General features: G+C 70.4%; 20 protein-coding genes. 14 read left to right on the top strand and 6 right to left on the bottom strand.

Annotated features, from left to right (window positions below):
- From IE307_RS07525 to IE307_RS07510, 4 genes are read left to right on the top strand one after another with little or no spacing between them, the layout of a single operon-like run.
- Positions 1-1,086, top strand: coding sequence for an S-(hydroxymethyl)mycothiol dehydrogenase (locus IE307_RS07525; protein WP_191297016.1), 1,086 nt, complete (start codon positions 1-3; stop codon positions 1,084-1,086).
- Positions 1,083-3,530, top strand: coding sequence for a GcvT family protein (locus IE307_RS07520; protein ID WP_229904497.1), 2,448 nt, complete (start codon positions 1,083-1,085; stop codon positions 3,528-3,530). The genes IE307_RS07525 and IE307_RS07520 overlap by 4 nt, the downstream gene beginning before the upstream one ends.
- Positions 3,527-4,657: an aromatic ring-hydroxylating oxygenase subunit alpha gene (locus tag IE307_RS07515; protein WP_191297014.1), complete on the top strand. Its 1,131-nt coding sequence runs from the start codon at positions 3,527-3,529 to the stop codon at positions 4,655-4,657. The genes IE307_RS07520 and IE307_RS07515 overlap by 4 nt, the downstream gene beginning before the upstream one ends.
- A 6-nt stretch (positions 4,658-4,663) precedes the next feature.
- On the top strand, positions 4,664-6,364 hold the full coding sequence (locus IE307_RS07510; protein ID WP_191297012.1) for a BCCT family transporter: 1,701 nt from the start codon (positions 4,664-4,666) through the stop codon (positions 6,362-6,364).
- Here IE307_RS07510 and IE307_RS07505 read toward each other — a convergent pair.
- Positions 6,327-6,986: a GntR family transcriptional regulator gene (locus IE307_RS07505; protein ID WP_191297010.1), complete on the bottom strand. Its 660-nt coding sequence runs from the start codon at positions 6,984-6,986 to the stop codon at positions 6,327-6,329. The two genes, IE307_RS07510 and IE307_RS07505, sit on opposite strands and share 38 nt — an antisense overlap.
- A gap of 68 nt (positions 6,987-7,054) precedes the next feature.
- Here IE307_RS07505 and IE307_RS07500 point away from each other — a divergent pair, with 68 nt between their 5' ends.
- The 5 genes from IE307_RS07500 to purU are packed head-to-tail and all read left to right on the top strand — an operon-like array spanning position 7,055 to position 12,798.
- The gene (locus tag IE307_RS07500) at positions 7,055-8,284 is read left to right on the top strand and encodes a sarcosine oxidase subunit beta family protein (protein WP_191297008.1); all 1,230 of its coding nucleotides are present in this window, start codon (positions 7,055-7,057) and stop codon (positions 8,282-8,284) included.
- Positions 8,285-8,293: 9 nt separating this feature from the next.
- Positions 8,294-8,575: a sarcosine oxidase subunit delta gene (locus tag IE307_RS07495; RefSeq protein WP_191297005.1), complete on the top strand. Its 282-nt coding sequence runs from the start codon at positions 8,294-8,296 to the stop codon at positions 8,573-8,575.
- Complete coding sequence (locus IE307_RS07490; RefSeq protein ID WP_191297004.1) at positions 8,572-11,388, top strand: 2Fe-2S iron-sulfur cluster-binding protein; 2,817 nt, start codon at positions 8,572-8,574, stop codon at positions 11,386-11,388. Before IE307_RS07495 ends, IE307_RS07490 begins: the two co-directional genes overlap by 4 nt.
- Positions 11,378-11,956, top strand: a complete 579-nt coding sequence (locus IE307_RS07485; protein ID WP_191297002.1) for a sarcosine oxidase subunit gamma — start codon at positions 11,378-11,380, stop codon at positions 11,954-11,956. Before IE307_RS07490 ends, IE307_RS07485 begins: the two co-directional genes overlap by 11 nt.
- A complete protein-coding gene (purU, locus tag IE307_RS07480; RefSeq protein ID WP_191297001.1) occupies positions 11,956-12,798 on the top strand; it encodes a formyltetrahydrofolate deformylase in 843 nt (280 codons plus the stop codon). Before IE307_RS07485 ends, purU begins: the two co-directional genes overlap by 1 nt.
- Here purU and IE307_RS07475 read toward each other — a convergent pair.
- Complete coding sequence (locus tag IE307_RS07475) at positions 12,795-13,349, bottom strand: class I SAM-dependent DNA methyltransferase (protein WP_191297581.1); 555 nt, start codon at positions 13,347-13,349, stop codon at positions 12,795-12,797. The genes purU and IE307_RS07475 overlap by 4 nt on opposite strands.
- A 139-nt stretch (positions 13,350-13,488) precedes the next feature.
- Between IE307_RS07475 and IE307_RS07470 the strand changes: the two genes are divergently transcribed.
- Positions 13,489-14,775, top strand: a complete 1,287-nt coding sequence (locus tag IE307_RS07470) for an MFS transporter (protein WP_191296998.1) — start codon at positions 13,489-13,491, stop codon at positions 14,773-14,775.
- An 83-nt stretch (positions 14,776-14,858) separates the two neighbouring features.
- Positions 14,859-16,904, top strand: a complete 2,046-nt coding sequence (locus IE307_RS07465; RefSeq protein ID WP_191296996.1) for a fibronectin type III domain-containing protein — start codon at positions 14,859-14,861, stop codon at positions 16,902-16,904.
- Between the two features lie 27 nt (positions 16,905-16,931).
- Here the strand turns inward: IE307_RS07465 and IE307_RS07460 are convergent, their stop codons facing one another.
- Positions 16,932-17,795, bottom strand: a complete 864-nt coding sequence (locus IE307_RS07460; RefSeq protein WP_191296994.1) for an XRE family transcriptional regulator — start codon at positions 17,793-17,795, stop codon at positions 16,932-16,934.
- Between the two features lie 186 nt (positions 17,796-17,981).
- On the opposite strand from IE307_RS07460, the gene IE307_RS07455 reads away from it, so the two are divergent.
- Together IE307_RS07455 and IE307_RS07450 are read left to right on the top strand one after the other, a co-directional pair.
- On the top strand, positions 17,982-20,255 hold the full coding sequence (locus IE307_RS07455; RefSeq protein ID WP_191296992.1) for a M28 family peptidase: 2,274 nt from the start codon (positions 17,982-17,984) through the stop codon (positions 20,253-20,255).
- Between the two features lie 77 nt (positions 20,256-20,332).
- The gene (locus tag IE307_RS07450; RefSeq protein WP_229904496.1) at positions 20,333-20,773 is read left to right on the top strand and encodes a GNAT family N-acetyltransferase; all 441 of its coding nucleotides are present in this window, start codon (positions 20,333-20,335) and stop codon (positions 20,771-20,773) included.
- Here IE307_RS07450 and IE307_RS07445 read toward each other — a convergent pair.
- Entirely contained in the window at positions 20,719-21,990 is a 1,272-nt protein-coding gene (locus tag IE307_RS07445; protein WP_191296990.1) for a cation:proton antiporter, read from the bottom strand. The genes IE307_RS07450 and IE307_RS07445 overlap by 55 nt on opposite strands.
- A gap of 161 nt (positions 21,991-22,151) precedes the next feature.
- Here IE307_RS07445 and IE307_RS07440 point away from each other — a divergent pair, with 161 nt between their 5' ends.
- Positions 22,152-23,051, top strand: coding sequence for a S1 family peptidase (locus IE307_RS07440; RefSeq protein WP_191296988.1), 900 nt, complete (start codon positions 22,152-22,154; stop codon positions 23,049-23,051).
- Between the two features lie 25 nt (positions 23,052-23,076).
- Here the strand turns inward: IE307_RS07440 and IE307_RS07435 are convergent, their stop codons facing one another.
- Together IE307_RS07435 and IE307_RS07430 are read right to left on the bottom strand one after the other, a co-directional pair.
- The gene (locus tag IE307_RS07435) at positions 23,077-24,510 is read right to left on the bottom strand and encodes an FAD-binding oxidoreductase (RefSeq protein WP_229904495.1); all 1,434 of its coding nucleotides are present in this window, start codon (positions 24,508-24,510) and stop codon (positions 23,077-23,079) included.
- Positions 24,511-24,559: 49 nt separating this feature from the next.
- Complete coding sequence (locus tag IE307_RS07430; RefSeq protein WP_229904494.1) at positions 24,560-25,204, bottom strand: zinc-binding dehydrogenase; 645 nt, start codon at positions 25,202-25,204, stop codon at positions 24,560-24,562.
- Positions 25,205-25,281 lie beyond the last annotated feature (77 nt).

Below are 25,281 nucleotides of genomic sequence, written 5' to 3'. Positions count from 1 at the left end.
GTGGCACAAGCGGTGAACGGTGTCGTGGCGGCGGGGCGCGGCGCCAAGGTGTCCGTCGAGACGATCCTCGTGCCGGACCCCGGTCCGGGCGAGGCGGTGGTGAAGGTGCAGGCGTGCGGTGTGTGCCACACGGACCTGCACTACCGGGAGGGCGGGATCAACGACGAGTTCCCGTTCCTGCTCGGGCACGAGGCGGCGGGCGTCGTGGAGGCAGTCGGTGACGGTGTCACCGACCTGGAACCCGGTGACTTCGTGGTCCTGAACTGGCGTGCGGTGTGCGGTTCGTGCCGCGCGTGCCTGCGCGGCCGGCCGCAGTACTGCTTCAACACGCACAACGCGTCGCAGCCGATGACGTTGCAGGACGGGACGCCGTTGTCGCCCGCGCTGGGCATCGGCGCGTTCGCGGAGAAGACGTTGGTCCACTCCGGACAGTGCACGAAGGTGAACCCGGAGGCACCTGCGGAGGTCGCGGGGCTGCTCGGCTGCGGTGTGATGGCGGGTATCGGCGCCGCGATCAACACCGGCGGCGTGACCCGCGGCGACAGCGTGGCCGTGCTCGGGTGCGGCGGTGTCGGTGACGCGGCCATCGCGGGTGCCCGGCTGGCCGGGGCGCACACGATCATCGCCGTCGACCTCGACCCGGCGAAGCTCGAGTGGGCCCGGCGGTTCGGCGCCACCCACACGGTCAACGCGCGCGAGCAGGACGTTGTTGAGACGATCCGCGAGCTGACCGGGGGCAACGGCGCTGACGTCGTGATCGACGCGGTCGGCCGCCCGGAGACCTTCCAGCAGGCGTTCTACGCCCGTGACCTCGCCGGCACAGCCGTGCTCGTCGGCGTGCCGACACCGGACATGGAACTGGAACTGCCGCTGATCGACGTGTTCTCCCGCGGCGGCGCGGTGAAGTCGTCCTGGTACGGCGACTGCCTGCCCAGCCGCGACTTCCCGGTGCTGATCGACCTGTACCTGCAGGGCCGCCTCGACCTGGGAGCGTTCGTGACCGAGACGATCGGGCTGGAGGACGTCGAGAAGGCGTTCGACGACATGCACCACGGCCGCGTCCTGCGCTCGGTGGTGGTCCTGTGACCCAGCCGAGAGTCGTGCTGATCGGCGCGGGCATCGTCGGGTGCGCGCTGGCCGACGAACTGACCGCGCGCGGGTGGACCAACGTCACCGTGCTCGAACAGGGACCGCTGTTCGCCACCGGCGGGTCGAGCTCGCACGCGCCGGGCCTCGTCTTCCAGACCACCGGCTGCAAGACGATGACGTCGTTCGCGAAGTACACCGTCGAGAAGTACACGGCGCTGACGATGGACGACAAGTGGTGCTTCCAGCAGCTCGGCGGGCTGGAGGTCGCCACCACCCCGGAACGCTGGACCGACATCAAGCGCCGGCACGGCTGGGCCACCGCGTGGGGCGTTGAGAGCTTCCTGCGCGACCCGGAGGAATGCGCGCGACTGCACCCGTTGCTCGACCCGTCCAAGGTCCTCGGCGGCTTCCACATCCCGAGCGACGGCATCGCGAAACCCCTCAGGGCGGCCGAGGCCCAGGCCCGCCGGGCGATGGAACGCGGCGCGAAGTTCCTGTCCCACCACAAGGTCACCGGAATCGAACGCACCGGGCGCCGGGTGAAGGCCGTCATCACCGAGCACGACACCTTCCCGGCCGACATTGTGGTGTCGTGCGTCGGCATGTGGGGGCCGCGGATCGGCAGGATGGTCGACCTCGACATCCCGCTCGTCCCGATGGCGCACCAGTACGCGAAGACGGCACCTCTGGCGGCCCTGAAGGGCGTCAACACCGAGCTGTCGGAGATGTCGAAGCCGTTGCTGCGCCACCAGGACGCGGACTTGTATTTCCGCGAGCACGTCGACCGCGTCGGCATCGGCGCGTACGGGCACCGGCCCATGCCCATCTCGGCGGACGACATCCTCGACTTCGACGTGGCGCCGACCATGCCCTCCGAGGTCGCGTTCACCCCGGAGGACTTCGAGACCTCCTGGGACGCGGCCGTCGACCTGCTGCCGGTGCTCGCCGACTCGAAGGTCGAGGAGGGGATCAACGGCCTGTTCTCCTTCACCCCGGACGGCAACCCGCTGCTCGGCGAACACCCAGGCCTGCAGGGGTTCTGGGTGGCGGAGGCCGTGTGGATTACGCACTCCGCCGGTGTCGCCAAGGCGATGGCGGAGTGGCTCGTCGACGGTCAGCCCGGCATCGACCTGCACGGCTGCGACCTCAACCGGTTCGAGGACGTCCAGCGCGCGCCCGGTTACGTGCACGAGCGCAGCTGCCGGGCGTTCGTCGAGGTCTACGACGTCCTGCACCCCCTGCAGCCCGCCGAGAACCCGCGGCCGTTGCGCACCAGCCCGTTCTACGAGCGGCAGAAGGAACTCGGCGCGGTGTTCCTGGAGGCGTCGGGCTGGGAGCGGCCGCACTGGTACGAGGCCAACGCCTCGCTGCCCGAGGTCGCCGAGATCCCGGAACGCAACGAGTGGGCGTCGCGGTTCTGGTCGCCGATCGCCGGCGCCGAGGCGCTCGTGGCGCGCAAGCGGGTCGCGATGTTCGACATGACCGCGTTGAAGCGCCTGGAGGTCAGCGGCCCGGAGGCGTTGACGTTCCTGCAGACCATGACCACCAACCAGCTCGACCGCAAGCCGGGCGCGGTCGTCTACACGTTGCTGCTCAACGAGGACGGGGGAGTGCGCAGCGACCTGACGATCGCCCGGCTCGGCGAGGACCGGTTCCAGGTCGGGGCCAACGGGCCGCTCGACCTCGACTGGCTGCGCCGCCGCACGCCACCCAACGGTGGCGTGCACATCACCGACATCACGCCGGGCACCTGCTGCATCGGCCTGTGGGGACCGGAAGCGCGGAACCTGTTGCAGCCGTTGACGAAGACGGACTTCTCGCACGAGGCCATGGGCTACTTCAAGGCCCAGCGGGCGTTCATCGGCGAGGTGCCGGTCACCGCGATGCGGCTGTCGTACGTCGGTGAACTCGGCTGGGAGCTCTACACGACCGCGGACATGGGCCGGAGGTTGTGGGACACGCTCTGGGAGGCCGGGCAGCAGCACGGCGTCATCGCCGCCGGCCGCAGCGCGTTCACCAGCATGCGGCTGGAGAAGGGCTACCGCTCGTGGGGCGCGGACGTCACCACCGAGCACGACCCGTACGAGGCGGGGCTGGGCTTCGCCGTCCGGATGAACAAGGGCTACTTCCACGGCCGCAAGGCGCTGGAGGGCAGGTCGGAGGAGACGGCCGCCCGCAGGCTCACCTGCCTGGTCATCGACGACGACCACCAGGTCGTCATGGGGTCGGAACCGGTGTTCGCCGCAGGCGTGCCGGTCGGGTACGTCACCAGTGCGGCCCGTGGTTACTCGATCGGCAAGAACATCGCCTACGCGTGGCTGCCCGCCTCCGCGGCCGCCCCGGGAACGCAGGTCGAGATCGAGTACTTCGGTGAACGCGTCCCAGCGGTCGTGGCGGTGGAACCGCTGTTCGACCCCGAGATGAAGCGGATCCGCTCATGACCCAGACCGAACTGCCGGCAAGCCTCATCCCCACCCTGCCGGGCAGCGCCTACGTCGACCCGGCGATCTTCGAGCTCGAGCAGCAGAACATCTTCGAGCGGATGTGGTTCTGCGCGGTCCGCAGCGCCGACCTCCCGGACGCGGGCGACTTCCGGACCGTCCAGATCGGACGCGAGAGCGTGCTCGTGACCCGGTCGCGCGACGGCTCGCTGCGCGCGTTCCTCAACATCTGCCGGCACCGCGGCGCGAAGCTCTGCGTCGAGGAGACCGGCACGGTCAAGCGCAACTTCCAGTGCCCGTACCACGCCTGGACCTACGGCCTCGACGGGAAACTCGTCGCCGCACCGAACCTGACGTCGATGCCGGACGTCGACCGCGTCGAGTACGGGCTGAAGAAGGTCCACCTGCGCGAGTGGCTCGGCTACGCGTGGCTGTCGCTGGCCGACGAGCCGGCGTCGTTCGAGCAGACCGTGCAGCAGGACGTCCGCGAGCGGCTGGGCAACCTCGACGCGATCGGCAACTACCAGGTCAGCGAGCTGGAGCTGGGCCGCCGGATCACCTACGACGTGAAGGCCAACTGGAAGCTCATCATCGAGAACTTCATGGAGTGCTACCACTGCGCGACCATCCACCCGGAGCTCACGGAGGTCCTGCCGGAGTTCGCGGACGGGTACGCGGCGCAGTACTACGTCGGCCACGGGGCGGTGTTCGGCGAGGAGATCAAGGGCTTCACGATCGACGGCGGCGAGGGCTTCGAGAACCTGTCCGGGGTGGACTCGGAGCAGGACCGCCGGTACTACGCGATCACCGTGCGGCCGCAGGTGTTCATCAACCTGGTGCCGGACCACGTGATCATCCACCGGATGTTCCCGATGGCCGCCGACCGCACGATCGTCGAGTGCGACTGGCTCTACGCCAAGGACGTGGTCGCCACGGGCAAGGACGTCTCGCGGTCCGTCGAGCTGTTCCACCGCGTGAACGAGCAGGACTTCGAAGCATGTGAACGGTGCCAGCCCGCGATGTCTTCGCGGGCGTACGCGCAAGGGGGAGTGCTGGTCCCCTCCGAGCACCACATCGGGGAGTTCCACCGCTGGGTCCAGGAAGCCACGTCAACGAAGAGGTGGTAGAAGGCCATGCCCGAACAGAAGTTCCTACCCACCACGAGAACACACACCGACAAAGTCGTGTTCGTCGTCTCCGCCGCGATCGCCTCGGCGTTCCTCGCGTGGGGGATCATCGGCACGGACAGCCTGAGCAGCGTCTCGTCCGCGGTGCTCGGCTGGGTCATCCGCTACACCGGCTGGGCGTTCCTGACCGCGGCGACCGGGTTCGTGATCTTCGCGCTGTGGCTCGCGTTCAGCCGCTACGGCCGGATCCCGCTCGGGCACGACGGCGAGCGGCCGGAGTTCCGGACGATCTCGTGGGTCGCGATGATGTTCAGCGCGGGCATGGGCATCGGGTTGATGTTCTACGGCGTCGCGGAACCGTTGTCGCACTTCGTGAAGCCACCGCCCGGCACGGTCGAGGGCGGCACGGACGCGGCGGTCGAGACCGCGATGGCGACGTCGCTGTTCCACTGGGCGATCCACCCGTGGTCGATCTACGCCGTCGTCGGCCTGGCCATCGCCTACGGCACGTTCCGGCGCGGGCGCAAGCAGCTGATCAGCGCCGCGTTCGCCCCGCTGTTCGGTGACCGGGTGTCCGAGAAGCCGCTGGGCCGGTTGATCGACGTGCTGGCGATCTTCGCGACCCTGTTCGGGTCGGCGGCGTCGCTGGGCCTCGGCGCGTTGCAGATCGGCAGCGGCCTGAAGGCCGGCGGGTTCGTGTCCGACAACCCCGGTGTCGGCGTGCTGATCGGCATCATCGCCGTGCTGACGGTGGCGTTCGTGGCGTCCGCCGTCTCCGGTGTCGCCAAGGGCATCCAGTGGCTGTCGAACATCAACATGGTGCTGGCGACCGTGCTGGCGGTGTTCGTGTTCGTCGTCGGGCCGACGATCCTGATCCTGAACCTGCTGCCCGCGGCGATCGGCGACTACTTCCGCGAGATGGGCGAGATGGTCTCCCGTTCCGGCGCCTCCGGCGGTGAGGCGATGGAGACCTGGCTGTCCGGCTGGACGATCTTCTACTGGGCCTGGTGGATCTCGTGGACCCCGTTCGTCGGGATGTTCATCGCGCGGATCAGCCGCGGCCGCACGATCAAGCAGTTCGTCAGCGGCGTGATCCTCGTGCCGTCGGTGGTCAGCCTGATCTGGTTCACGATCATGGGCGGCACCGCGATCACGGTGCAGCGCGGCGGGACCGACCTGGCCGGCGCGGCGAACCCGGAGTCGCAGCTGTTCGGCGTGCTCGGCCAGTTCCCGCTGGCGGCCGTCGCCGGTGTCGTCGTGATGGTCCTGGTGGCGATCTTCTTCGTCTCCGGCGCCGACGCGGCCTCGCTGGTGATGGGCACGCTGTCGCAGCGCGGCGCCATCGAACCGCACCGGCGGCTGGTGGTGTTCTGGGGCGTGGCGACCGGCGGTGTGGCCGCGGTGATGCTGCTCGTCGGCGGCGGCGGTGCGACCGCGCTGACCGGCCTGCAGAACCTCACGATCATCGCGGCGGCGCCGTTCGCGCTCGTCATGGTGGTGCTGTGCGTGGCGCTCGCGAAGGACCTGCGCAGCGATCCGATGGTGTTGCGGGAGAAGCACTGCGCGGAGATCGTCGAGGAGGCCGTGGCGACCGGCAAGGAGCAGTACGACGGCGACTTCCGCCTGCAGGTGGAGGCCACACCCGTCAAGGCCGAGGGCGGCGGAGAGGTCAGATCAACGCCCGAATCGCCTGTTCAAACCCGATGACGTGCTGGGAGGCGAGTTCGCCCGCCTTCTTCGCGTCGCCCTCGACGACCGCGGTCAGCAGCGGCACGTGCTCGTCGACGTGACCGGCCATTCCGGACAGTCGTGGCAGGAAGACGCACCAGATCCGGGTGGCCAGGTTGTCGTAGGAGATCAGGGTGTCCTCGAGGAACGGGTTGTGCACGCACCGGTAGATGGCGCGGTGCACGCCGACGTCGTCGCGGAGCAGGCCGGTGTTGTCACCCGGCCGCGCGGCGGTCTCCAGCTGGGACCGCAGCGCGGTCAGGGCGGCCCTGTCGGCCTCCGTGGCGCGCTCGGCCGCGGCCGCCGCCGCCAGTGGCTCCAGCGTCCTGCGCACCTCGGAGATGTGGGAGAGGTCGGAGATGTTCACGTCGGTGGCGAACGTGCCGCGGCGCGGGAAGGCGACGACGAGCCGTTCCTGCTCCAGCCTCTTCAACGCCTCGCGGATCGGGGTGCGCCCGACGCCGAGCTCGGTGCGCAGCCTCTCCTCGTTGATGGGCTCACCGGGCTTGATCTCCAGCATGACCAGGCGATCTCGCAGGACCGCGTACGCCTGCTCGGTGAGTGAGACGGAGGCGGGCTCGTCGTTGACCCGTGCGTTCATGTGACCTACTGTAACGCACAGACTGATATATCAGGAGTCGACCAGATGATTTCGCTGGAGGCGTCGGAATGACCAGCCCGCCCGGAGCACATCTGCCCGAGCACCCGGACTTCCTCTGGGACAACCCGGAACCGAAGTCCTCCTACGACGTCGTGATCGTCGGCGGCGGAGGGCACGGCATCGCGACCGCGTACTACCTCGCGAAGGTCCACGGCATCACGAACGTCGCCGTGCTCGAGAAGGGCTGGCTCGCGGGCGGCAACATGGCCCGCAACACCACGATCATCCGGTCGAACTACCTGTGGGACGAGAGCTCCGGCATTTACGAGCACTCGCTCAAGCTGTGGGAGGGCCTGGAGGAGGACCTCGGCTACCCGATCCTGTTCGACCAGCGCGGGGTGCTGAACCTGGCGCACAGCCTGCAAGATGTGCGCGACAGCGTGCGGCGGGTCAACGCCAACCGGCTCAACGGCATCGACGCGGAGTGGGTGGATCCGGCCGGGGTCAAGGAGATCTGCCCGATCGTCAACACCTCGCCGGACGTCCGCTACCCGGTGCTGGGCGCGACCTACCAACCGCGCGCAGGTATCGCGAAGCACGACTACGTGGCGTGGGGCTACGCGCGGGCCGCGCACGCCATGGGCGTCGACCTCATCCAGAACTGCGAGGTCACCGGGATGGAGACCTCGGGAGGCCGGATCACCGCCGTCGAGACGTCCCGCGGCCGGATCGCCGCAGGCAAGGTCGCGTTGTGCGCGGCCGGGCACAGTTCCGTGCTCGCCGAGATGGTCGGGCTGCGACTCCCGCTCGCCTCACATCCCTTGCAGGCCCTGGTGTCGGAACTCTTGGAGCCCGTGCACCCGACCGTAGTCATGTCGAACGCCGTGCACGTCTACGTCTCCCAGGCGCACAAGGGAGAACTGGTGATGGGCGCCGGCATCGACAGCTACAACGGGTACGGGCAAAGGGGGTCGTTCCACATCATCGAGCAGCAGATGTCGGCGGCGCTGGAGCTGTTCCCGGTCTTCGCACGGGCGCACCTGCTGCGGACGTGGGCGGGCATCGTCGACGTCAGCCCGGACGCGTCCCCGATCGTCGGCCTCACGCCCGTCGGCGGGCTGTACCTGAACTGCGGCTGGGGCACCGGTGGTTTCAAGGCCACGCCCGGTGTCGGTGACTGCTTCGCGCACACCATCGCCCACGACAAGCCGCACCCGTTCAACGAGCCGTTCACCCTCGAGCGCTTCACCACGGGCGCTCTCGTCGACGAGCACGGCGCCGCCGCCGTGGCCCACTAGGAGCTGACGATGCAACTCATCCCGTGTCCGTGGTGCGGGCCGCGCGAGGAGGCCGAGTTCCACTACGGCGGCCAGGCCCACGTCGCGTACCCCGAGGACCCGTCGGCGCTCACCGACGAGGAGTGGGCGCGGTACGTGTTCTTCCGCGACAACCCGAGCGGGCCGTTCGCCGAGCGCTGGAGCCACAACGCCGGGTGCCGGCGGTGGTTCAACGCCGTCCGCGACACCCGCACCCACGACCTGCTGGCCGTCTACCGCGTGGGCGAGCCCATGCCCGAGGTGACCGCATGAACCTCCGCACCGGCACCGGTGGCTCGATCGACCGGAACACCCTGCTGCACTTCACCTTCGACGGCCGGGCGTACACCGGTCACCCCGGCGACACGCTCGCGTCGGCGTTGCTGGCGAACGGCGTGCACGAGATCGGCAGCAGCGTGAAGCTCGGCCGTCCGCGCGGCGTCGTCGCGGCGGGTTCCGAGGACTCGACGTCGCTGGTGCAGGTCGAGGCGCCGTTCTCCGAGCCGATGCTGCTGGCCACGACCGTCGAGCTCCACGACGGGCTGCGGGCGCGCGGGCTGGCCGGGCAGGGGCGGCTGGCGGCCGAGCCGGACCCGGCGCGCTACGACGCGAAGCACGAGCACTGCGACGTTCTCGTCGTCGGCGCGGGGCCCGCCGGCCTGGTGGCGGCGCTGACGGCCGCTCGCAGCGGCGCGCGGGTGGTGCTGGTCGACGAGCAGAACCAGGCCGGCGGGGCGTTGCTGGGCGTGGACGAGTACCTCGACGACCGGCCGTCGGCCGAGTGGGTCGCGGACGTCGTCGCGGAGCTGAAGAGCACGCCCGGTGTGCTGGTGCTGGAGCGCACCACGGCGTTCGGCATGTACCAGGACGGGTTCGTGCTGGCGCTGCAGAAGCGCACCGACCACCTCGGGTTCGCGGCTCCGGCCGGTGTTGCGCGGCAGCGGGTGTGGCGGATCAGGACGCGGCAGACCGTGCTCGCCACGGGTGCGCACGAACGTCCTGTGGTGTTCCCGGACAACGACCGGCCCGGGATCATGCTTGCCTCGTCCGCGCGCACGTTCCTGCACCGCTACGGCGTGCTGCCCGGGTCACGGGCGGTCGTGTTCACCACCAACGACAGCGCCTACTGCGCGGCGATCGACCTCGCGGAGTCCGGTGTGGACATCGCCTTGGTCGTCGACGCACGCCCGGAGGCCCCCGCCCGGCTCGCGGCGGAGTGCGCGGCTCGGGGGATCGAGGTGCGTGCCGGGCAGGTGGTGACCGGCACCGAGGGTTCAGGCCGGGTGAGCGCGGTGCACGTCGGTGACACGCGGATCGCCTGCGACGCGCTGTTGGTGTCGGGTGGGTGGAACCCCGTCGTCAGCCTCTTCAGCCAGGCGCGCGGGAAGCTGCGCTACGACGCCGAACTCGGCGCTTTCGTGCCGGGCGGGGAACTGTCCACCGTGCGCGTTGCGGGCTCCGCGACCGGCGAGCTGGACCTGACCGCATGCGCATGTCAGGGCCGCGACGCCGGTCTCCTGGCCGCCGCGGCCGCCGGGTTCACCTCCGGCGGCCAGGTCCCGCTGCCCGCCTCGGACTCGCGCTGCACGGCGCGGTCCGGCCTGGTGCTGTGGCGGGTGCCGGGCGACGACGACGCGAGCTTCGTCGACCTGCAGAGGGACTCGACCGTCGCGGACGTGCTGCGGGCGACCGGGGCGGGCCTGCGGTCGCTGGAGCACGTCAAGCGCTACACGACCATCGGCACCGCGCACGACCAGGGCAAGACGTCCGGCATGATCGCGGCGGGCATCGTCGCCGAGGCGCTCGGCGTGGAACTGGCCGAACAGCGGCCCACGACGTTCCGCCCGCCCTACACCTCGGTGTCCTTCGCCGCGCTGGCCGGCCGCGACCGCGGCGACCTGCACGACCCGGTGCGCGTCACGGCGATCCACCCGTGGCACGTGGCGCACGGGGCGCTGTTCGAGGACGTCGGCCAGTGGAAGCGGCCCTGGTACTACCCGCGGGCCGGTGAGGACCTGCACACGGCTGTGTTGCGAGAGTGCAGGGCCACGCGCGAGAGCGTCGGCATGATGGACGGCTCGACGCTCGGCAAGATCGACGTGCAGGGCCGGGACGCGGGCAAGTTCCTCGACATGCTCTACACGAACATGATGAGCACGCTGAAGGTCGGCCGGATCCGCTACGGCGTGATGTGCGGCGTCGACGGCATGGTGATCGACGACGGCACGGTGATCCGGGTCGGCGAGGAGCGCTACCTCGTCACCACGACCACCGGCAACGCGGCGAAGATCCTCGACTGGATGGAGGAGTGGCTGCAGACGGAGTGGCCGCACCTCGACGTGCACTGCACGTCGGTCACCGAGCACTGGGCCACGATCCCGCTGGTGGGCCCCAGGTCCCGTGACGTGCTCGCCGCGGTGGCGCCCGGCCTCGACGTGTCCAACGAGGCGTTCGAGTTCATGACGTGGCACGACACGGAGGTCGCCGGCGTCCCGGCTCGGGTGTGCCGCATCAGCTTCTCCGGCGAACTCGCCTACGAGATCAACGTGACCGCCTGGCACGGCGTCGCGGTGTGGGAGGCGCTGATGGCGGCGGGGGAGCCGTACGGGATCACGCCGTACGGCACGGAGACCATGCACGTGCTCCGCGCGGAGAAGGGCTACCCGATCATCGGGCAGGAGACCGACGCGACCGTCACGCCGCAGGACCTGGGCATGTCGTGGGCGGTGTCGAAGAAGAAGCCGGACTTCATCGGCAAGCGCTCGTTCGCCCGTGCCGAGAACAACCGCACGGACCGCAAGCAGCTCGTGGGCCTGCTGCCCGCCGATCCGGGAGTGCTGCTGCCGGAGGGGTCGCAGATCGTGGAGACCGACCGGCTGCCCGAACCGCCGGTCCGGATGCTCGGCCACGTCACGTCGAGCTACCCGAGCGCCGCCCTGGGGCGGACGTTCGCGCTGGCGTTGGTGCGCTCGGGCCACGAACGCATCGGCGAGACGCTCTACGTGCCCGTCGAGGACTCGCTGGTGCCGGTCACCGTCACCGAATCCGTGCTGTACGACAAGGAAGGAGCCCGTCGTGACGGTTAGTCCCCTGCACGCCTGGACGGACCGGCTGGCGGCGCTCGCCCCGGTGCTGGGCGCCGCCGAGGTGCCGTTCCGTTCGCAGCTCACGGTGCGCGTGTCCGACCCGGACGCCATCGCGGCCACGGGAGCCACGCTCGGTATCGGTTTCCCTTCTGCTGCTTGCACTTTCACCTCCGGCACCGGACGATTCGGGGACGTCGAGGTGCTCTGGCTCGGACCGGACGAGTTCCTGGTCACGGCCTCGCCCGGCCTGCAGGTCACGATCGAGGAGGTGTTGCGTGGCTCGCTCGGGACTGCCAGAGGGTCCGTCGTGGACACTTCGGCTCAACGCACGACCGTGGTTCTTCAAGGGCCGCGGAGCAGAGAAGTGCTGGCTCACGGATGTTCCGTGGACCTGCACCCGTCTGCGGCTCCCGTCGGCACTTGCGTGCAAACACTCCTCGCCAGGACCGGGATCGTCCTGCAGGTGACCGGCGACGACACCGTCACGATCCTGGTGCGCTCGTCGTTCGCCGAGTACTTCGCGGCCTGGCTGACCGACGCGTGCGTCGAGTACCTGGCGGTGCCGTGATGCCCCAGTTCACCCTGACCCTCAGCTGCCCGGAGCGCGCGGGCATCGTCCACGCCGTGACGTCGTTCCTCGTCGACCACGGCTGCGACATCGTGCAGCACCAGCAGTTCGACGACGACGTGCGCGGGAAGCTGTTCCTGCGCACCGCGTTCTCGTGCGCCGACGCCGGAGTGGATGACCTGGCACGCGAGTTCGCCACCGTGGCGACGGAGTTCGCGATGGAGTTCGAGCTGCACGACGAACGCAAGCCGCGCGTCCTCGTGATGGTGTCGAAGGCCGGCCACTGCCTCAACGACCTGCTCTTCCGCTGGCGCGCGGGCAGCCTCGGCGGGGAGATCGCCGCCGTGGTCTCGAACCACGAGGACCTGCGCCCGATGGCGGAGGCGGCCGGGCTCGACTTCGTGCACGTGCCGAACACCGCCGAGACCAAGCACGCCGCCGAGCAGCGCCTGGTCGAGCTCGTCGAGGAGTACCAGGCCGACCTGGTGGTGCTGGCGCGGTACATGCAGGTGCTGTCCAACGACCTGTGCTCGAAGCTCGCCGGACGGGTGATCAACATCCACCACTCGTTCCTGCCGGGATTCAAGGGCGCCAAGCCGTACCACCAGGCCTACGACCGGGGTGTGAAGTACGTGGGCGCGACGGCCCACTACGTGACGCCGGACCTGGACGAGGGCCCGATCATCGAGCAGGAGGTGCTGCGGGTCGACCACTCCTTCGACCCGCGCGCGCTGACGGCCGCCGGTCGTGACGCGGAGGCCCTCGCCCTGTCCCGTGCCGTCCGCTGGCACTGCGAGCACCGCGTGCTGCTCAACGGCAACGGGACGGTGGTGTTCCGCTAGTCCTTGCGCACCAGCAGTTGCGCCTGCAGGAAGCGCTCGCCTTCCACCGGCTCGCGGACCAACCGGCCGACCTCGGCGAAACCGGCCTGACGCAACAGATCCATCAGGCGGGAGGGCGACCAGCGGTAGGCGGGCGTCACCTTGTGGTCGAACTCCTGGGGCTCGGGACCGTCCCCGGCGTAGAACCCGAGCAGCAGGTGGCCGCCAGGTGCCAGGACCCGGGAGAACTCGGCGAGCACGGCGGGAACCTCGGCCGGCGCCATGTGGATGGTCGAGTAGAACGCCAGAATTCCTCCCAATGACCCGTTTTCGAGGTCCAGCGCGGTCATCGAGCCCTGCTCGAACCTGAGGTCCGGATGGGCCTCGCGGGCCAAGGCGATCATCGCGGGGGAGAGGTCGAGACCGAAGACGTCCAGCCCGAGTGAGCGCAGGTGCGCGGTGAGGTGCCCGGGGCCGCAGCCGAGGTCCGCGACCGGGCCGTCGGTGAGTTCCGCGAACGCGGCGAGCATCCCGCGTTCGAGCGGGCGGGTGTCGAGCACATTGCTGAACATCTCGGCGTAGAGGGGTGCGACGGAGTCGTAGGGAGTCACGGCAAAACCCTACAGCGGACTATTGTGAGAATGTGGCTGTTGCCAGTGATCTGCTGTTGCACCGTCGACGCAAACCTATTCGTGTGCCTATAGTTCCGCCGTGATTTCCGTTCTGCGCGATCCGGCCTACCGGAATCTGTTCGGCGCCCAGGTCGTCGCGCTGACGGGAACGGGACTCGCCACCGTCGCGCTCGGTCTGCTGGCGTACGACCTGGCCGGAGCGGAGGCGGGCGCGGTGCTCGGCACCGCGCTGGCGATCAAGATGATCGCTTACGTGACGGTGGCGCCGATCGCCACGGCGGTGCTCGGCGCGTTGCCCCGCCGTGCGGTGCTGGTGGCGCTGGACCTCGTGCGGGTGGCGGTGGCGGCGGTGCTGCCGTGGGTCAGCGAGGTGTGGCAGGTCTACGTCCTGATCTTCCTGCTGCAGGCCGCGTCCGCCGCGTTCACACCGTTGTTCCAGGCGACCGTTCCGGACGTGCTGCCCGACGAACGCGACTACACCCGAGCGATCACTTTGTCGCGCATGGCCTACGACCTGGAAAGCCTCCTCAGTCCCGCGCTCGCCGCCGCGGCGCTTGCCGTCGTGAGTTTTCATCAGCTGTTCCTCGGCACCGCGCTCGGCTTCGCGGCCTCCGCGCTTCTCGTGCTGTCGGTCGTCCTGCCGCACCCGAAACCGTTGCCGCGCAGGGAAGACTGGTACGACGCCACGACCCGGGGCGTCCGCATCTACCTGGCCACCCCGCGGCTGCGCGGGCTGCTCGCCGTGCACCTCGCGGCCGCCGCGGCGGGGTCGATGGTGTTCGTGAACACCGTGGCGCACGTGCGGGACGGGCTCGGCCACGACTCGTCTGACGTCGCCATCGCGTTGGCCGCCAACGGCTTGGGATCGTTGGGAGCCGCGCTGGTGCTGCCGGGCCTGCTCCACCGGTTCGCCGATCGTGTCGTGGTGCTGCGCGCGGCGGTCACGCTCGTGGCGGTGCTGTTCGCCGGGACGTTCGTCGCCGGGCACTGGCCGACGCTGCTGGTGCTGTGGGCGTTGATCGGTGCCGGGTGCTCGCTCGCCCTGACGCCCGGCGCCCGGCTGCTGCGCCGCTCCGCCGACCCGGACGACAGGCCCGCGTTGTTCGCCGCGGACTTCGCGCTGTCGCACGCCTGCTGGCTGCTCTGCTACCCGCTCGCGGGGTGGGTGGCCACGACCGCGGGCATCACGACGGCCTTCGTCGTGCTCGGAGTGATCACCGCGATCGGTGCGGTGGTCGCGGTGAGGTTCTGGCCCACGCACGACCCGGAAGTGGTCGAGCACGAGCATTGTGACGCCGCGGGCGTTGTGTGGACGCACGCCCACGAGTTTCGCATCAATGACGATCACGTGCGCTGGCCGCACTGACTGAACAGTTAAACAATGCGCCTTCGAGGCGGGTCGGAATACCGTTTCCCCACCCTGCCTTTGAAGGAGTTCCACTCATGCGAATGCGCAGCAAAATCATCGCTGCCGCGTGCGGATCGGTCATGGCGATCGGTGCGTTCACGGCCGTTCAGAGCGCGGCCGCCGCCCAGCCGGACGCCGGGGCACAGCAGCAGAAGGAAGCGCATCAGCGTTTCGAGGGCCTGTCGCAGGACCTGCGCGGCAAGCTCGCCGGCCACTGGTTCGACGCGGCGGCCGGCAAGCTCACCGTCGCGGTCCAGACCGAGAACGCCGCACGGCAGGCACGCGCCGAGGGCGCCAACGCCGTTGTGGTGCAACGCAGTGCCGCAGACCTCGAGAACCTGTTGGGCGACGTCAAGGAGTTGATCGGCGACGGCGTGCCCGGCGTGTTCAGCTGGGGTGTCGACGTGCGCGACAACCAGGTCGACGTCACCGTCAACACCTCACGCAAAACCGAGGCCACCGAACGGTTCCTGACCCGCGTGCGCGCGCTCGGCGGCGTCAACGTCGTGGAGACCAAGTCCCAGCAACGCCAGCAGGCCGGCACCGTGCAGGCCGGCAGCCCGTGGTGGCCGGGGTCGGAGACGTACTGCTCGGTCGGCTTCGCCGCGACGGACGCCAACGGCGGCAAGCACTTCCTCACCGCCGGCCACTGCACGAACGACGCCAACCAGGCCGCCTACGGCCAGACCGGCCAGCAGAACCGCCTCGGCACGTCGAACGTCGGCGGCACCCGCAGCGTCAACGCCCGCGAGGGCGACATGGGCGTCGTCGCGGTCACCGAGTCCGGCTGGACCCTGTCCCCGGCCGTCAACACCTGGGGCCAGCCCGCGATCACCGTGACGGGCTCCGCCGAGGCGATGGTGGGCGACCGCGTCTGCCACTCCGGCAACACCTCGAAGTGGCAGTGCGGCGAGGTCAAGTACACGAACAAGGCCGTGGACTACGGTGGCGGTCTCGTGATCGAGGGCCTCACCTGGACCACCGCGTGCTCGAAGGGCGGCGACTCCGGTGGCGCGTGGCTGCTGGGGGACAAGGCGGTCGGCCTGCACGACGGCGGCCCGTCCCAGTGCGTCCAGAACCCGACCGACGACGGCGACCTGTCGATCTTCCAGCCGGTCAACGAGGCGCTGCGCAAGTGGAACCTCACCCTGGTCACCGGCGGCGGCGACACGACCGCCCCGAGCGCACCCGGCAACCCGCGGGCCGTGAGCACCACCGCGTCCAGCGTCTCGCTCGCCTGGAACGCCTCGACGGACAACGTCGCGGTCACGGCCTACGACGTCTACAACGGCAGCACTCTCGCCACGACGGTCACCGGCACCACCGCGACCGTCAACGGCCTGAAGGCGGACAACGACTACACGTTCACCATCAAGGCCAAGGACGCCGCCGGCAACACCTCCACCGCCAGCGCCGCGGTCACCGCCCGGACCCAGCCGGGCAGCGCCGACGAGGAACCGCCTTCCGCGCCGGGCAACCTCCGCTCCACCGGCGTCACGGCGTCGAGCGTCTCGCTGGCGTGGGACGCCTCGACGGACAACGTCGGCGTGACGGGCTACGAGGTGCTCAACGGCACCACGGTCGCCACCACGGCGACAGGCACCACCGCGACCGTGACCGGACTGACCGCGGACACCGCGTACACGTTCACCGTCCGTGCGGTCGACGCGGCGGGCAATCAGTCGAAGCAGTCGGCGGCGGTCAACGCGCGCACGTCCTCCGGCAACACCGGCGGCCGCACGTTCACCAACGACACGGACCACCAGATCCGCGACTACCAGGTGGCGGTCAGCGCGGTGCGATCCACCGCCACCGGCCAGGCCAGGAACCCGATCACGGTCAGGGTCGACGCCACCCACCCCTGTCAGGAAGACCTGAACGTCACGCTCGTCGCGCCCAGCGGCCGCACGTACCCGCTGATGCGCACGCCCGGCGGCGGCTACAGCTGCCACCCGTTCCCGGCGGGCAGGACGTTCTCCGCGGTTCCCGGTGCAGGGGAGGCCGCGAGCGGCACATGGACGCTGCGCATCGGGGACAACGGTCCCGGTGACACGGGCGTCCTGAGCAGTTGGTCGCTCACGGTCTGAGAAAAGGGTGGACGTGGTGAGCGGCGCTCACCACGTCCACTCGAACCCGTAACACCCCGGCCCGAACTTCAGGGCGACACCGAGCACCGAACCACCCTCGTCGAGCCTCACCCCGGACGTCCGCCGCGTCCCGTCCGCGTCCTGGACCACCCGGCGGCACGTGCGGGGCAGCGCGTCGAACGTCACCTCCAGGACGTACTCGTGCACCGGCCGCCGGAACTTGCGGGAGTAGTTGGTGGCAGGCGGATACGGCGCGTGGTTGACCAGCTCGTGCTCGGTGATCACCGTCTGCCCCCGCCGCAACGGGGAGCGGAACAGCAGCTCCGCCACCAGGAGCCCGTCCGCGGGCCGCGTCACGACCCGGCCGAGCCGGCAGTTGTGCAACGGCCTGATCAACGGCAGCGGCCGGTCGTGCTCGTCGAGGTGCATGATCACCACCCAGCGGTCAGGCCCGTCCTCCTCCGCCCGCAGCACCTGCCGCGACACGTACGACCGCTCACCCCGCTCCGGGCCGACGGCCACGCGGTCGTGCTGGCTGATCCTGGTCAGCCGCGAGTCCCAGCGGGTGTCGACGCCGCCGACGACGTCGTCGATCACCGCCGGCACCGGCCAGAACGCGCTGATGCCGGTCTGGAGACGACTTCCGCGCTGCGCGGGGCCCAGCAACGAGGACAACGCGCCGGGTTCCAGCGCGAGGACCTCCTCGAGGTGTGCGACGGCCGCCACCGAGGCCCGGCGCTCCGGGCGGCTGCGGCCCGTCTGCCAGTAGCTCAGCGTCGCGAGGCTCACCGACACGCCGCGGCGGGCCAGGTGGTCGCGGATGCGGTCCAGGGAGAGTCCGCGCGCGGCCACGGCGCCGCGCAACGTCGAGGCGAAGTCGGGGAGCGACATCGTTGTCTCCTTCCGGCGGGTGAGCCGACGCTATCCCTCTTATGGCGCAACGGATGCCGGGACTTAAAAGTGAAAACGGACAGTCGCACGCCGATCGTGGCCACAACCATCCGAACGACCGGATGTCCGCCGCGATTTCGGCGGCTACGGTCGCCTGACCCTGCATCCGCGTGAAGGAGCCCGACAGTGCGAAGAAGAAGATCCCTGCTCGCCACGGCGTTGGTGGCGGTGACCACGGCGGCGCTGGCCCTGCCCTCAGCCCCCGCCCTGGCCGCCGGGTGCTCCGGCACCAACGACTCCGACGTCGCGATCGGTGACAACACGACCGTCGAGTCGCCGATCGCCATCAGCGAGTGCGCGTCGGCTCCGTCGGCCACCGCCACCGTGCCGGTGAAGATCGTGCACACCTACATCGGTGACGTCCAGGTCAGCCTGATCGCCCCGGACGGCTCCGCCTACGTCCTGCACAACCGCTCCGGCGGGTCCGCGGACAACATCGACCAGACCTACACCGTCGACCTGTCCGGCGAGACGTCGAACGGCACGTGGAAGCTGCGGGTCAACGACAACGCGAACAACGACACCGGCCGGATCGACACCTGGTCGCTGAACCTCGGCGGCTCGACCCCGGCGAACGACTTCTCCGTCGCCGTGTCGCCCGCGTCCGGTTCGGTGGCGGCCGGTTCCACCGCCTCGGCCACCGTGCAGACCCAGACCACGGCCGGTCAGGCGCAGACCGTCGCGCTGACCGCCACCGGTCTGCCCTCCGGCGCCACGGCGTCGTTCAGCCCCTCGTCGGTCACGTCGGGCTCGAACTCCACGTTGTCGATCAGCACGACGGCGTCGATCTCGTCCGGCACCTACCCGATCACCGTGCGGGCCGCGGGCACGACGACCAAGACCGCGACCTACACGCTGACCGTCACCGGTGGCACCGGGCCGCAGATCCCGGACATCGACATCACCGCGGTCAAGGCGCACCTGACCGCGTTCGGCACGATCGCCTCGCAGAACGGCGGCAACCGCCGGTCCACCTCGGCCGGTTACCGCGCCTCGGTGACGTACGTGAAGGACAAGCTCACCGCGGCCGGGTACTCGGTCACCGAGCAGCCCTGCACGTCCGGCTGCACGAGCGGCGCCGGTCCGAACGTCATCGCGGAGTGGCCCGGCGGCAACGCGAACAACGTCTACATGTTCGGCGCCCACCTCGACGGCGTGTCCGCGGGTCCCGGCATCAACGACAACGGCTCGGGCTCGGCGGCGTTGCTGGAGACCGCGCTCGTGCTCGCCCAGCGCAACCCGTCGATGGTGAACAAGGTCCGCTTCGGCTGGTGGACCGACGAGGAGCAGGGCCTCAACGGCTCGCGCTTCTACGTCTCGCAGCTCCCGTCCGCCGAGCGCACGAAGATCAAGACCTACCACAACTTCGACATGGTCGGCTCGACCAACGGCGGCTACTTCATCAACAACATCACCTCGGCGCAGTCCACGCACATGAAGGCGTACTGGGACTCCCTGGGCCTGCAGCCGGAGGAGAACACCGAGGGCCGCAACCGTTCCGACGACGCGTCCTTCACCAACGCGGGCATCCCGGCGTCCGGGTACGCCATGGGCGCGAGCGCCCGCAAGACCGCGGCCCAGGCGACGAAGTGGGGCGGTACCTCGGGTTCCGCGTTCGACCCCTGCTACCACGCGTCCTGCGACACCACCGCGAACATCAGCGACACCCACCTCAACCGCGCGGTCGACGGCATCGCCTACACCCTGTGGAAGTCGGCCGTCGGCACCGGGACGCCCGGTGCGGACTTCTCCGTGTCGGTGTCGCCCACGTCCGGTTCGGTGGCGGCGGGCTCGTCCGTCTCGGCCACGGTCGGCACCGCCACGGTGAGCGGTGACCCGCAGACCGTGCAGCTGTCCGCGTCCGGACTTCCCTCCGGCGCAACGGCCTCGTTCAGCCCGGCGTCCGTCCAAACCGGATCGAGCTCGACCCTGACGATCAGCACGACCGCGTCGGTCGCCGCGGGCACCTACCCGGTGACGATCACCGCCGCCGGGTCGAGTTCCAGGACCGCCACCTACTCGCTGACCGTCACGGGCGGCGGTGGTGGCAGCTGCACCGGCACGAACCCCAACGACGTCGCCGTTCCGGACGCGGGCGCCGCGGTCGACAGCGACGTCGTGATCTCCGGGTGCTCCTCGACGCCGTCGGCGAGTTCGGTGGTGACGGTGCGGATCGTCCACCCGTACGTCGGTGACCTGACGGTGTCCCTGATCGCACCGGACGGCTCCGCGTACACGCTGCACAACCGCACCGGCGGCAGCGCGGACAACATCGACCGCACCTTCACGGTCAACGTGGCGGGCGAGGGCGCCAACGGCACGTGGAAGCTCCGCGTGCGCGACCTCGCGGCGTCCGACGTGGGCACGATCGACACGTGGGGCATCAACCTCGCTCCGTAGCACCGGACAAGTGGCCTCTTGGTTTATCCCTGCAATGGGTATTCTGAGAGGCCACTTGCTCGGCGAACATCATCAGCGTGACCACTCAGCACACCATCGCGATCGCGGAACTGGACGGCGCGGACACGGCCCTGGCGTTCGACGCGATGCGGGAGCTCCGCCCGCACCTCACCGACGTCGACGAGTTCGTCGAGCTCGTGCGCGCCCAACGGCGGGAGGGCTACCGGATCGCCGCCTCGTTCGACGCGGACGGCCGTGTCGTCGCCGTCGCGGGGTTCCGGCACGTGACGAACCTCTACGCGGGCCCGCACCTCTACGTCGACGACCTCAGCACGCTCCCGTCCGCTCGCAGGCAGGGCCACGGCGCCGCCCTGCTGCGGTGGGTCGACGAGGAGGCCCGGCGGCAGGGGTGCGCGGGCGTGCACCTCGACTCCGGCACGCCGAGGCACGACGCGCACCGCCTCTACCTGGCGTCCGGCTTCGTCATCCCCGCGTTCCACTTCGCCAAGAGCCTCTGAAACGGCGTCGCGCCCACCCCGTGCAGCGCGACGCTGCCGAGCACGCAGACCACCGTGATCGTCAGGATCGTGTCGGCGGCGGGCCCCTCCGGCAGCCGGTTGAACGCGAGCAGCCCGAACACGATCGTCGTCGTGCCGCGCGGGCCCAGCGCGCCGACGAGCAGGCGTTCCCGCCGGAGCATCCGCGACCCGGTGAGGGCGAGGAACACGGGCCCGATCCGGACCACGGTGAGCACGGCCGCGCAGAAGAGCAGCACCTGCCACGACACCCCCAGGTAGAACGTGAGCACGGCGGCGATGCCGACCACGAACCACATGGTCATCGTCAGCAGCCCGGTCACGTCCTCCAGCAGGTGCAGGTCGGTGTTCAACGCGTCCGTGCGCGCGTCGGCCCGTCCCGTGCGGACGTGGCGGGCCTTGAGCAGCCGGTGCACGTAGCGGAACGCGATGCCGCAGACGAACGAGGCGACGAAGCCGTTGCCGTCGATCGCGACCGTCGCGGTGTAGGTCAGCAACGGCGCGAGCAGCACCGCGACGCGGGCCGACTGGTCGCTCACCCAGCCGGCCTGGTGGGCGCGGTCCATCAGCCAGCCGAGCAGCGCGCCGATCACCACGCCGGCCAGCAGCGCCTTCACCGCGAACGGCAGCACCGTGGCCAGCGCCTCCAGCGGCGTGCGCTCCTGCGTGTCGTCGCCCGCCAGGACCAGAGCGAACAGGAACAGCGGCGTCACGATGCCGTCGTTGTAGCCGCTCTCGACGTTCACCGTGCCGCGCACCCGCACCGACAGCGCGCGGTCGCGCACCACCCGTTCGGCGGCGGCGAAGTCGATCGGCACCGTCACGCACGCGACCAGCAGCAACACCGCCCACGGCAGGCTGGGGAACAGCAGCCAGCCCAACAGGGCGGCCACGGCGATGCTCACCGGCATCGCCACCAGCAGCACCCTCGCCACGAGGCCCGGGTAGGCGCCCCACAACCGGCCCGCGCGCACCTCCGTCGCGTCGACGAACAGCAGCACCGCGAGGATGATCTCGGCCGCGTGCTGCACCGACTCGGTGTTGAGGCCGTCCGCGATGGCGTTCGGCTCGAACAGCCCGACCGCGACCCCTGCCAGCACCATGACCAGCGGCGCGCCGAGCAGCCACCGGTCCAGGCGGTTCGCCGCCAGTGACCTGACGACCATCGCGAACGCGGCGGCGAGCAGCAGCGAGTTCATGGACCTCATCCTGGACGACTCCGTCCTAAGAGGACCGGCGAACCGCCGGTGCGGGAGCGCGATCACGTCCGGTTGAACCCGCGTGGGCGCTCCGTACGTACAACCAGGCAGAGCGGACATCGCTGCTCGACCGGTCGCCGACATCCACGGGAGGGCACTGCATGGGCAGGCACCACGACGACAACCGCCGGGTGAAGGTGATCGCGGGCGCGATCGGGCTCGTGGCCGTGGCGATCACCGCCGCGACGTTCACGGCCAGCCAGGCGGCGCCGGAGCGGCGCACGGCTCCGTCGCAGGCGACCGAGACGCTGCGGCAGAAGGCCTCCGTGCCGGGCACCGCGTGGGCCGTCAACCCGGACACCAACGAGGTCCTCGTCACCGCCGACAGCACCGTGACCGGCGCGAAGTGGGACAACCTCGTGTCCACAGTGGACGCCATGGGCAAGGGCGTGAAGCTGGAGCGCACGTCCGGGGAGTTCCGGCTGTTCGCCGAGGGCGGCGACGGGATCTTCGCCGGCGGCAGCCGCTGCTCGCTGGGCTTCAACGTCGTCACCGGCGACGGCAGGCCCGGCATCCTCACCGCGGGCCACTGCACGGCCGCGGGCAGGCAGTTCTCCCTGGCACCGAACGGGAGGGCGGCCGCCACCGTGGTGGAGTCCACGTTCCCCGGCAACGGCGACTTCGCACTGCTCACCTACAACAACCGCAACGCCGACGCGCCCAGCGAGGTCGACACCGGCAACGGCCGCAAGGTGCAGATCGAGCGCGCCGCCGAAGCGCGCGTGGGCCGGCAGGTGCAGCGCATGGGCAGCACGACAGGCTTGCGTTCCGGCCGTGTGACCGGCCTCAACGCCACGGTCAACTACCCGGAGGGCCGTGTCACCGGTCTCATCCAGACCACCGTGTGCGCCGAGGGCGGCGACAGCGGCGGACCGCTCTTCTCCGGCAACGACGCCATCGGCCTGACCTCCGGCGGCAGCGGTGACTGCCGCAGCGGAGGCGTGACGTTCTTCCAGCCCGTCACCAGGGCGCTGGCCGAAGTGGGCGCGCGCATCGAGTGAGCTCCCGCCGGTCCGTCTCCCGACGTCACCGGGAGACGGACTGCGCGAACTCGAACACGTGGTCCGGGTCGTACTTGGCGGCGACCTCCTGCAGCCGGGCGAGGTTGCCGCCGTAGTACGCCTGCGCCCACTGGGGCATCTGCGGGTCGATGTAGTTGACGTACCCGGTGTCACCGACCAGCGCGCCGAGCCCGTCGCGGATCGCGGCGAGGTTCGTGCGCGCCTGCTCGGCCGCCTCGGGCGGTGTCTTGAGGTAGATCTGGACGTTCGCGAGTGCCTTGCGGTGCGGGAACGCGGTGGCGTCCGGCGCGACGTCGGCGACCGCTCCCCGCAGGCCGTCGAAGATCAGGTAGGTCTCGTCGGACTGGCCGGCCAGCAGCGCCACGGCCTGAGCCGGGTCGCCGATGGGCTCCTGCACGACGCGCGAGGACGCCACGGCCGACTCGCGGGCGATCGGGCCTCCCGCGAAGTACCGGGTGGCCTCGGCGTAGGTCTGCGGCTGGAGGAACCGCTCGGCGGGCGCGGGCAGCTGGTTCACGAGCGCGGCGAGACCGCCGACGGAGCCGACGAAGCAGCCGCCGATCGTGCAGCTCGGCTGCGGGCCTCCGCGCACGACGACGTTCGACCACAGCTCGTTCGGCGCCTGCGCGATCCACCTCTGCCACGCGCCGAGCGCGTCCGCCGCGGCACCGGCCGGGTAGGACAGCGAGAAGACCGCGACCTCCGGGGCGGGCACGGTGGCGAACACGAACTCGGTGACGATCCCGAAGTTGCCGCCACCACCGCCGCGCAACGCCCAGAACAGGTCGGGCTCCTTCTCGGCGGACGCGGTGAGCAGCCGCCCGTCGGCCGTCACCACCGTCGCCGACACGAGGTGGTCGCACGTCAGCCCGTACTTGCGGGACAGGACGCCGATGCCGCCGCCGAGCGTGAGACCGGCGACGCCGACGGACGGGCACGTGCCGGTCGGCAGGCAGAGCCCCGACGCCGCCAGCGCCTTCGACACGTCACCGAGCGCGGCGCCGGAGCCGATGCGGACCTGGCCACCGGGCAGCACCTCGACCTCGGCCAGCCCGCGCACGTCGACCTGCAGACCACCGGGCGGCGACGAGTACCCGGCGTAGCTGTGGCCACCGCTGCGCGCGGCGACGGCCACGCGGCCCCGTGCGGCCTCGACGCAGGCCTGCACGTCCGCCGCCGAGGTGACCTTGGCGACGGCGGCGGGTTTCTGGCCGTCCCACACGGGGTTGAAGCCCTGGTACGCGAACGAGTCGTCGCCGGCGAGCACGAGCTGGCCGGACATCTTCGACCGCAGACCGGTCCAGTCGGGCGGTCCACTCGGAACGGACGAACTGGACGGTGGTGCAACCGGGGCGGGGGGAGCGGGTGAGGTGCAGGCCGCGAGCGCGGCACCGGCACCGGCGAGCCCGGCGACCTTCAGAAACCTGCGTCGATCCACCCGGCCGATCCTGGCACGCCATGATCACCCCCGCATCTCACGCAGAGGACTACGTGATCAGCACGACCCGTCCACGGGAGTTGCGGTGCCACGCGTCGGTGACGCCGTCCAGCGGCACCACCTCGTGGTCGACGGTGAGCGCTCCCTCGGCCGCGTGGCGGGCGACCACCGCGATGGCGTCGGCCCGCTGCTGCACGGTCAGCTCGTTGTTCGTGTAGCCGGACAACCGCAACGACCTGCTGCGCAACGTGGACGACGTGATCGGGCACGTCTCGCCGGCAGACCCGCCGAGGTTCACCCACCGGCCACCGGGCCGCAGCGCCCCGGCGGCTGCGGCGGCCGGAGGCCCGAACAACGGGTCCAGCAGCAGGTCGGCGCCCTGCGCGGCCTCGGCCACGTCCTCCAGCGCGACCACGACGTCCGCCCCGGCCCGCACAGCGCGGTCGCGGGCCTGCACCGACCGCGCCGCCGCCACCACCCGTCCGGCACCGACGAGGCGAGCGAGCTGGATCGCGGCCTGGCCGACAGCACCACAGCCGAGCACGACCACGGTCTCCCCGGCCACCAGCTCACCACGCCACGTCAGCGCCATGTGCGCGGCGACGGCCGACAACCCGAGCGCGGCCATCACGACCGGGTCGACGTCCGGCAGGAACACCAGGTCTTCCCGCCGTGCCACCGCTCTTGCGGCCATGCTCCCGTCACCAGGAGCCATCCCGGCGCCGGTGGGGAACCACACCGTCCGCCCGTCGACCGTCCCGACCCCTTGCA

The organism is Lentzea cavernae, assembly GCF_014653695.1.
GTDB classification, from domain to species: domain Bacteria; phylum Actinomycetota; class Actinomycetes; order Mycobacteriales; family Pseudonocardiaceae; genus Lentzea; species Lentzea cavernae.
This window is presented reverse-complemented; position numbering and strand designations above follow the sequence as displayed.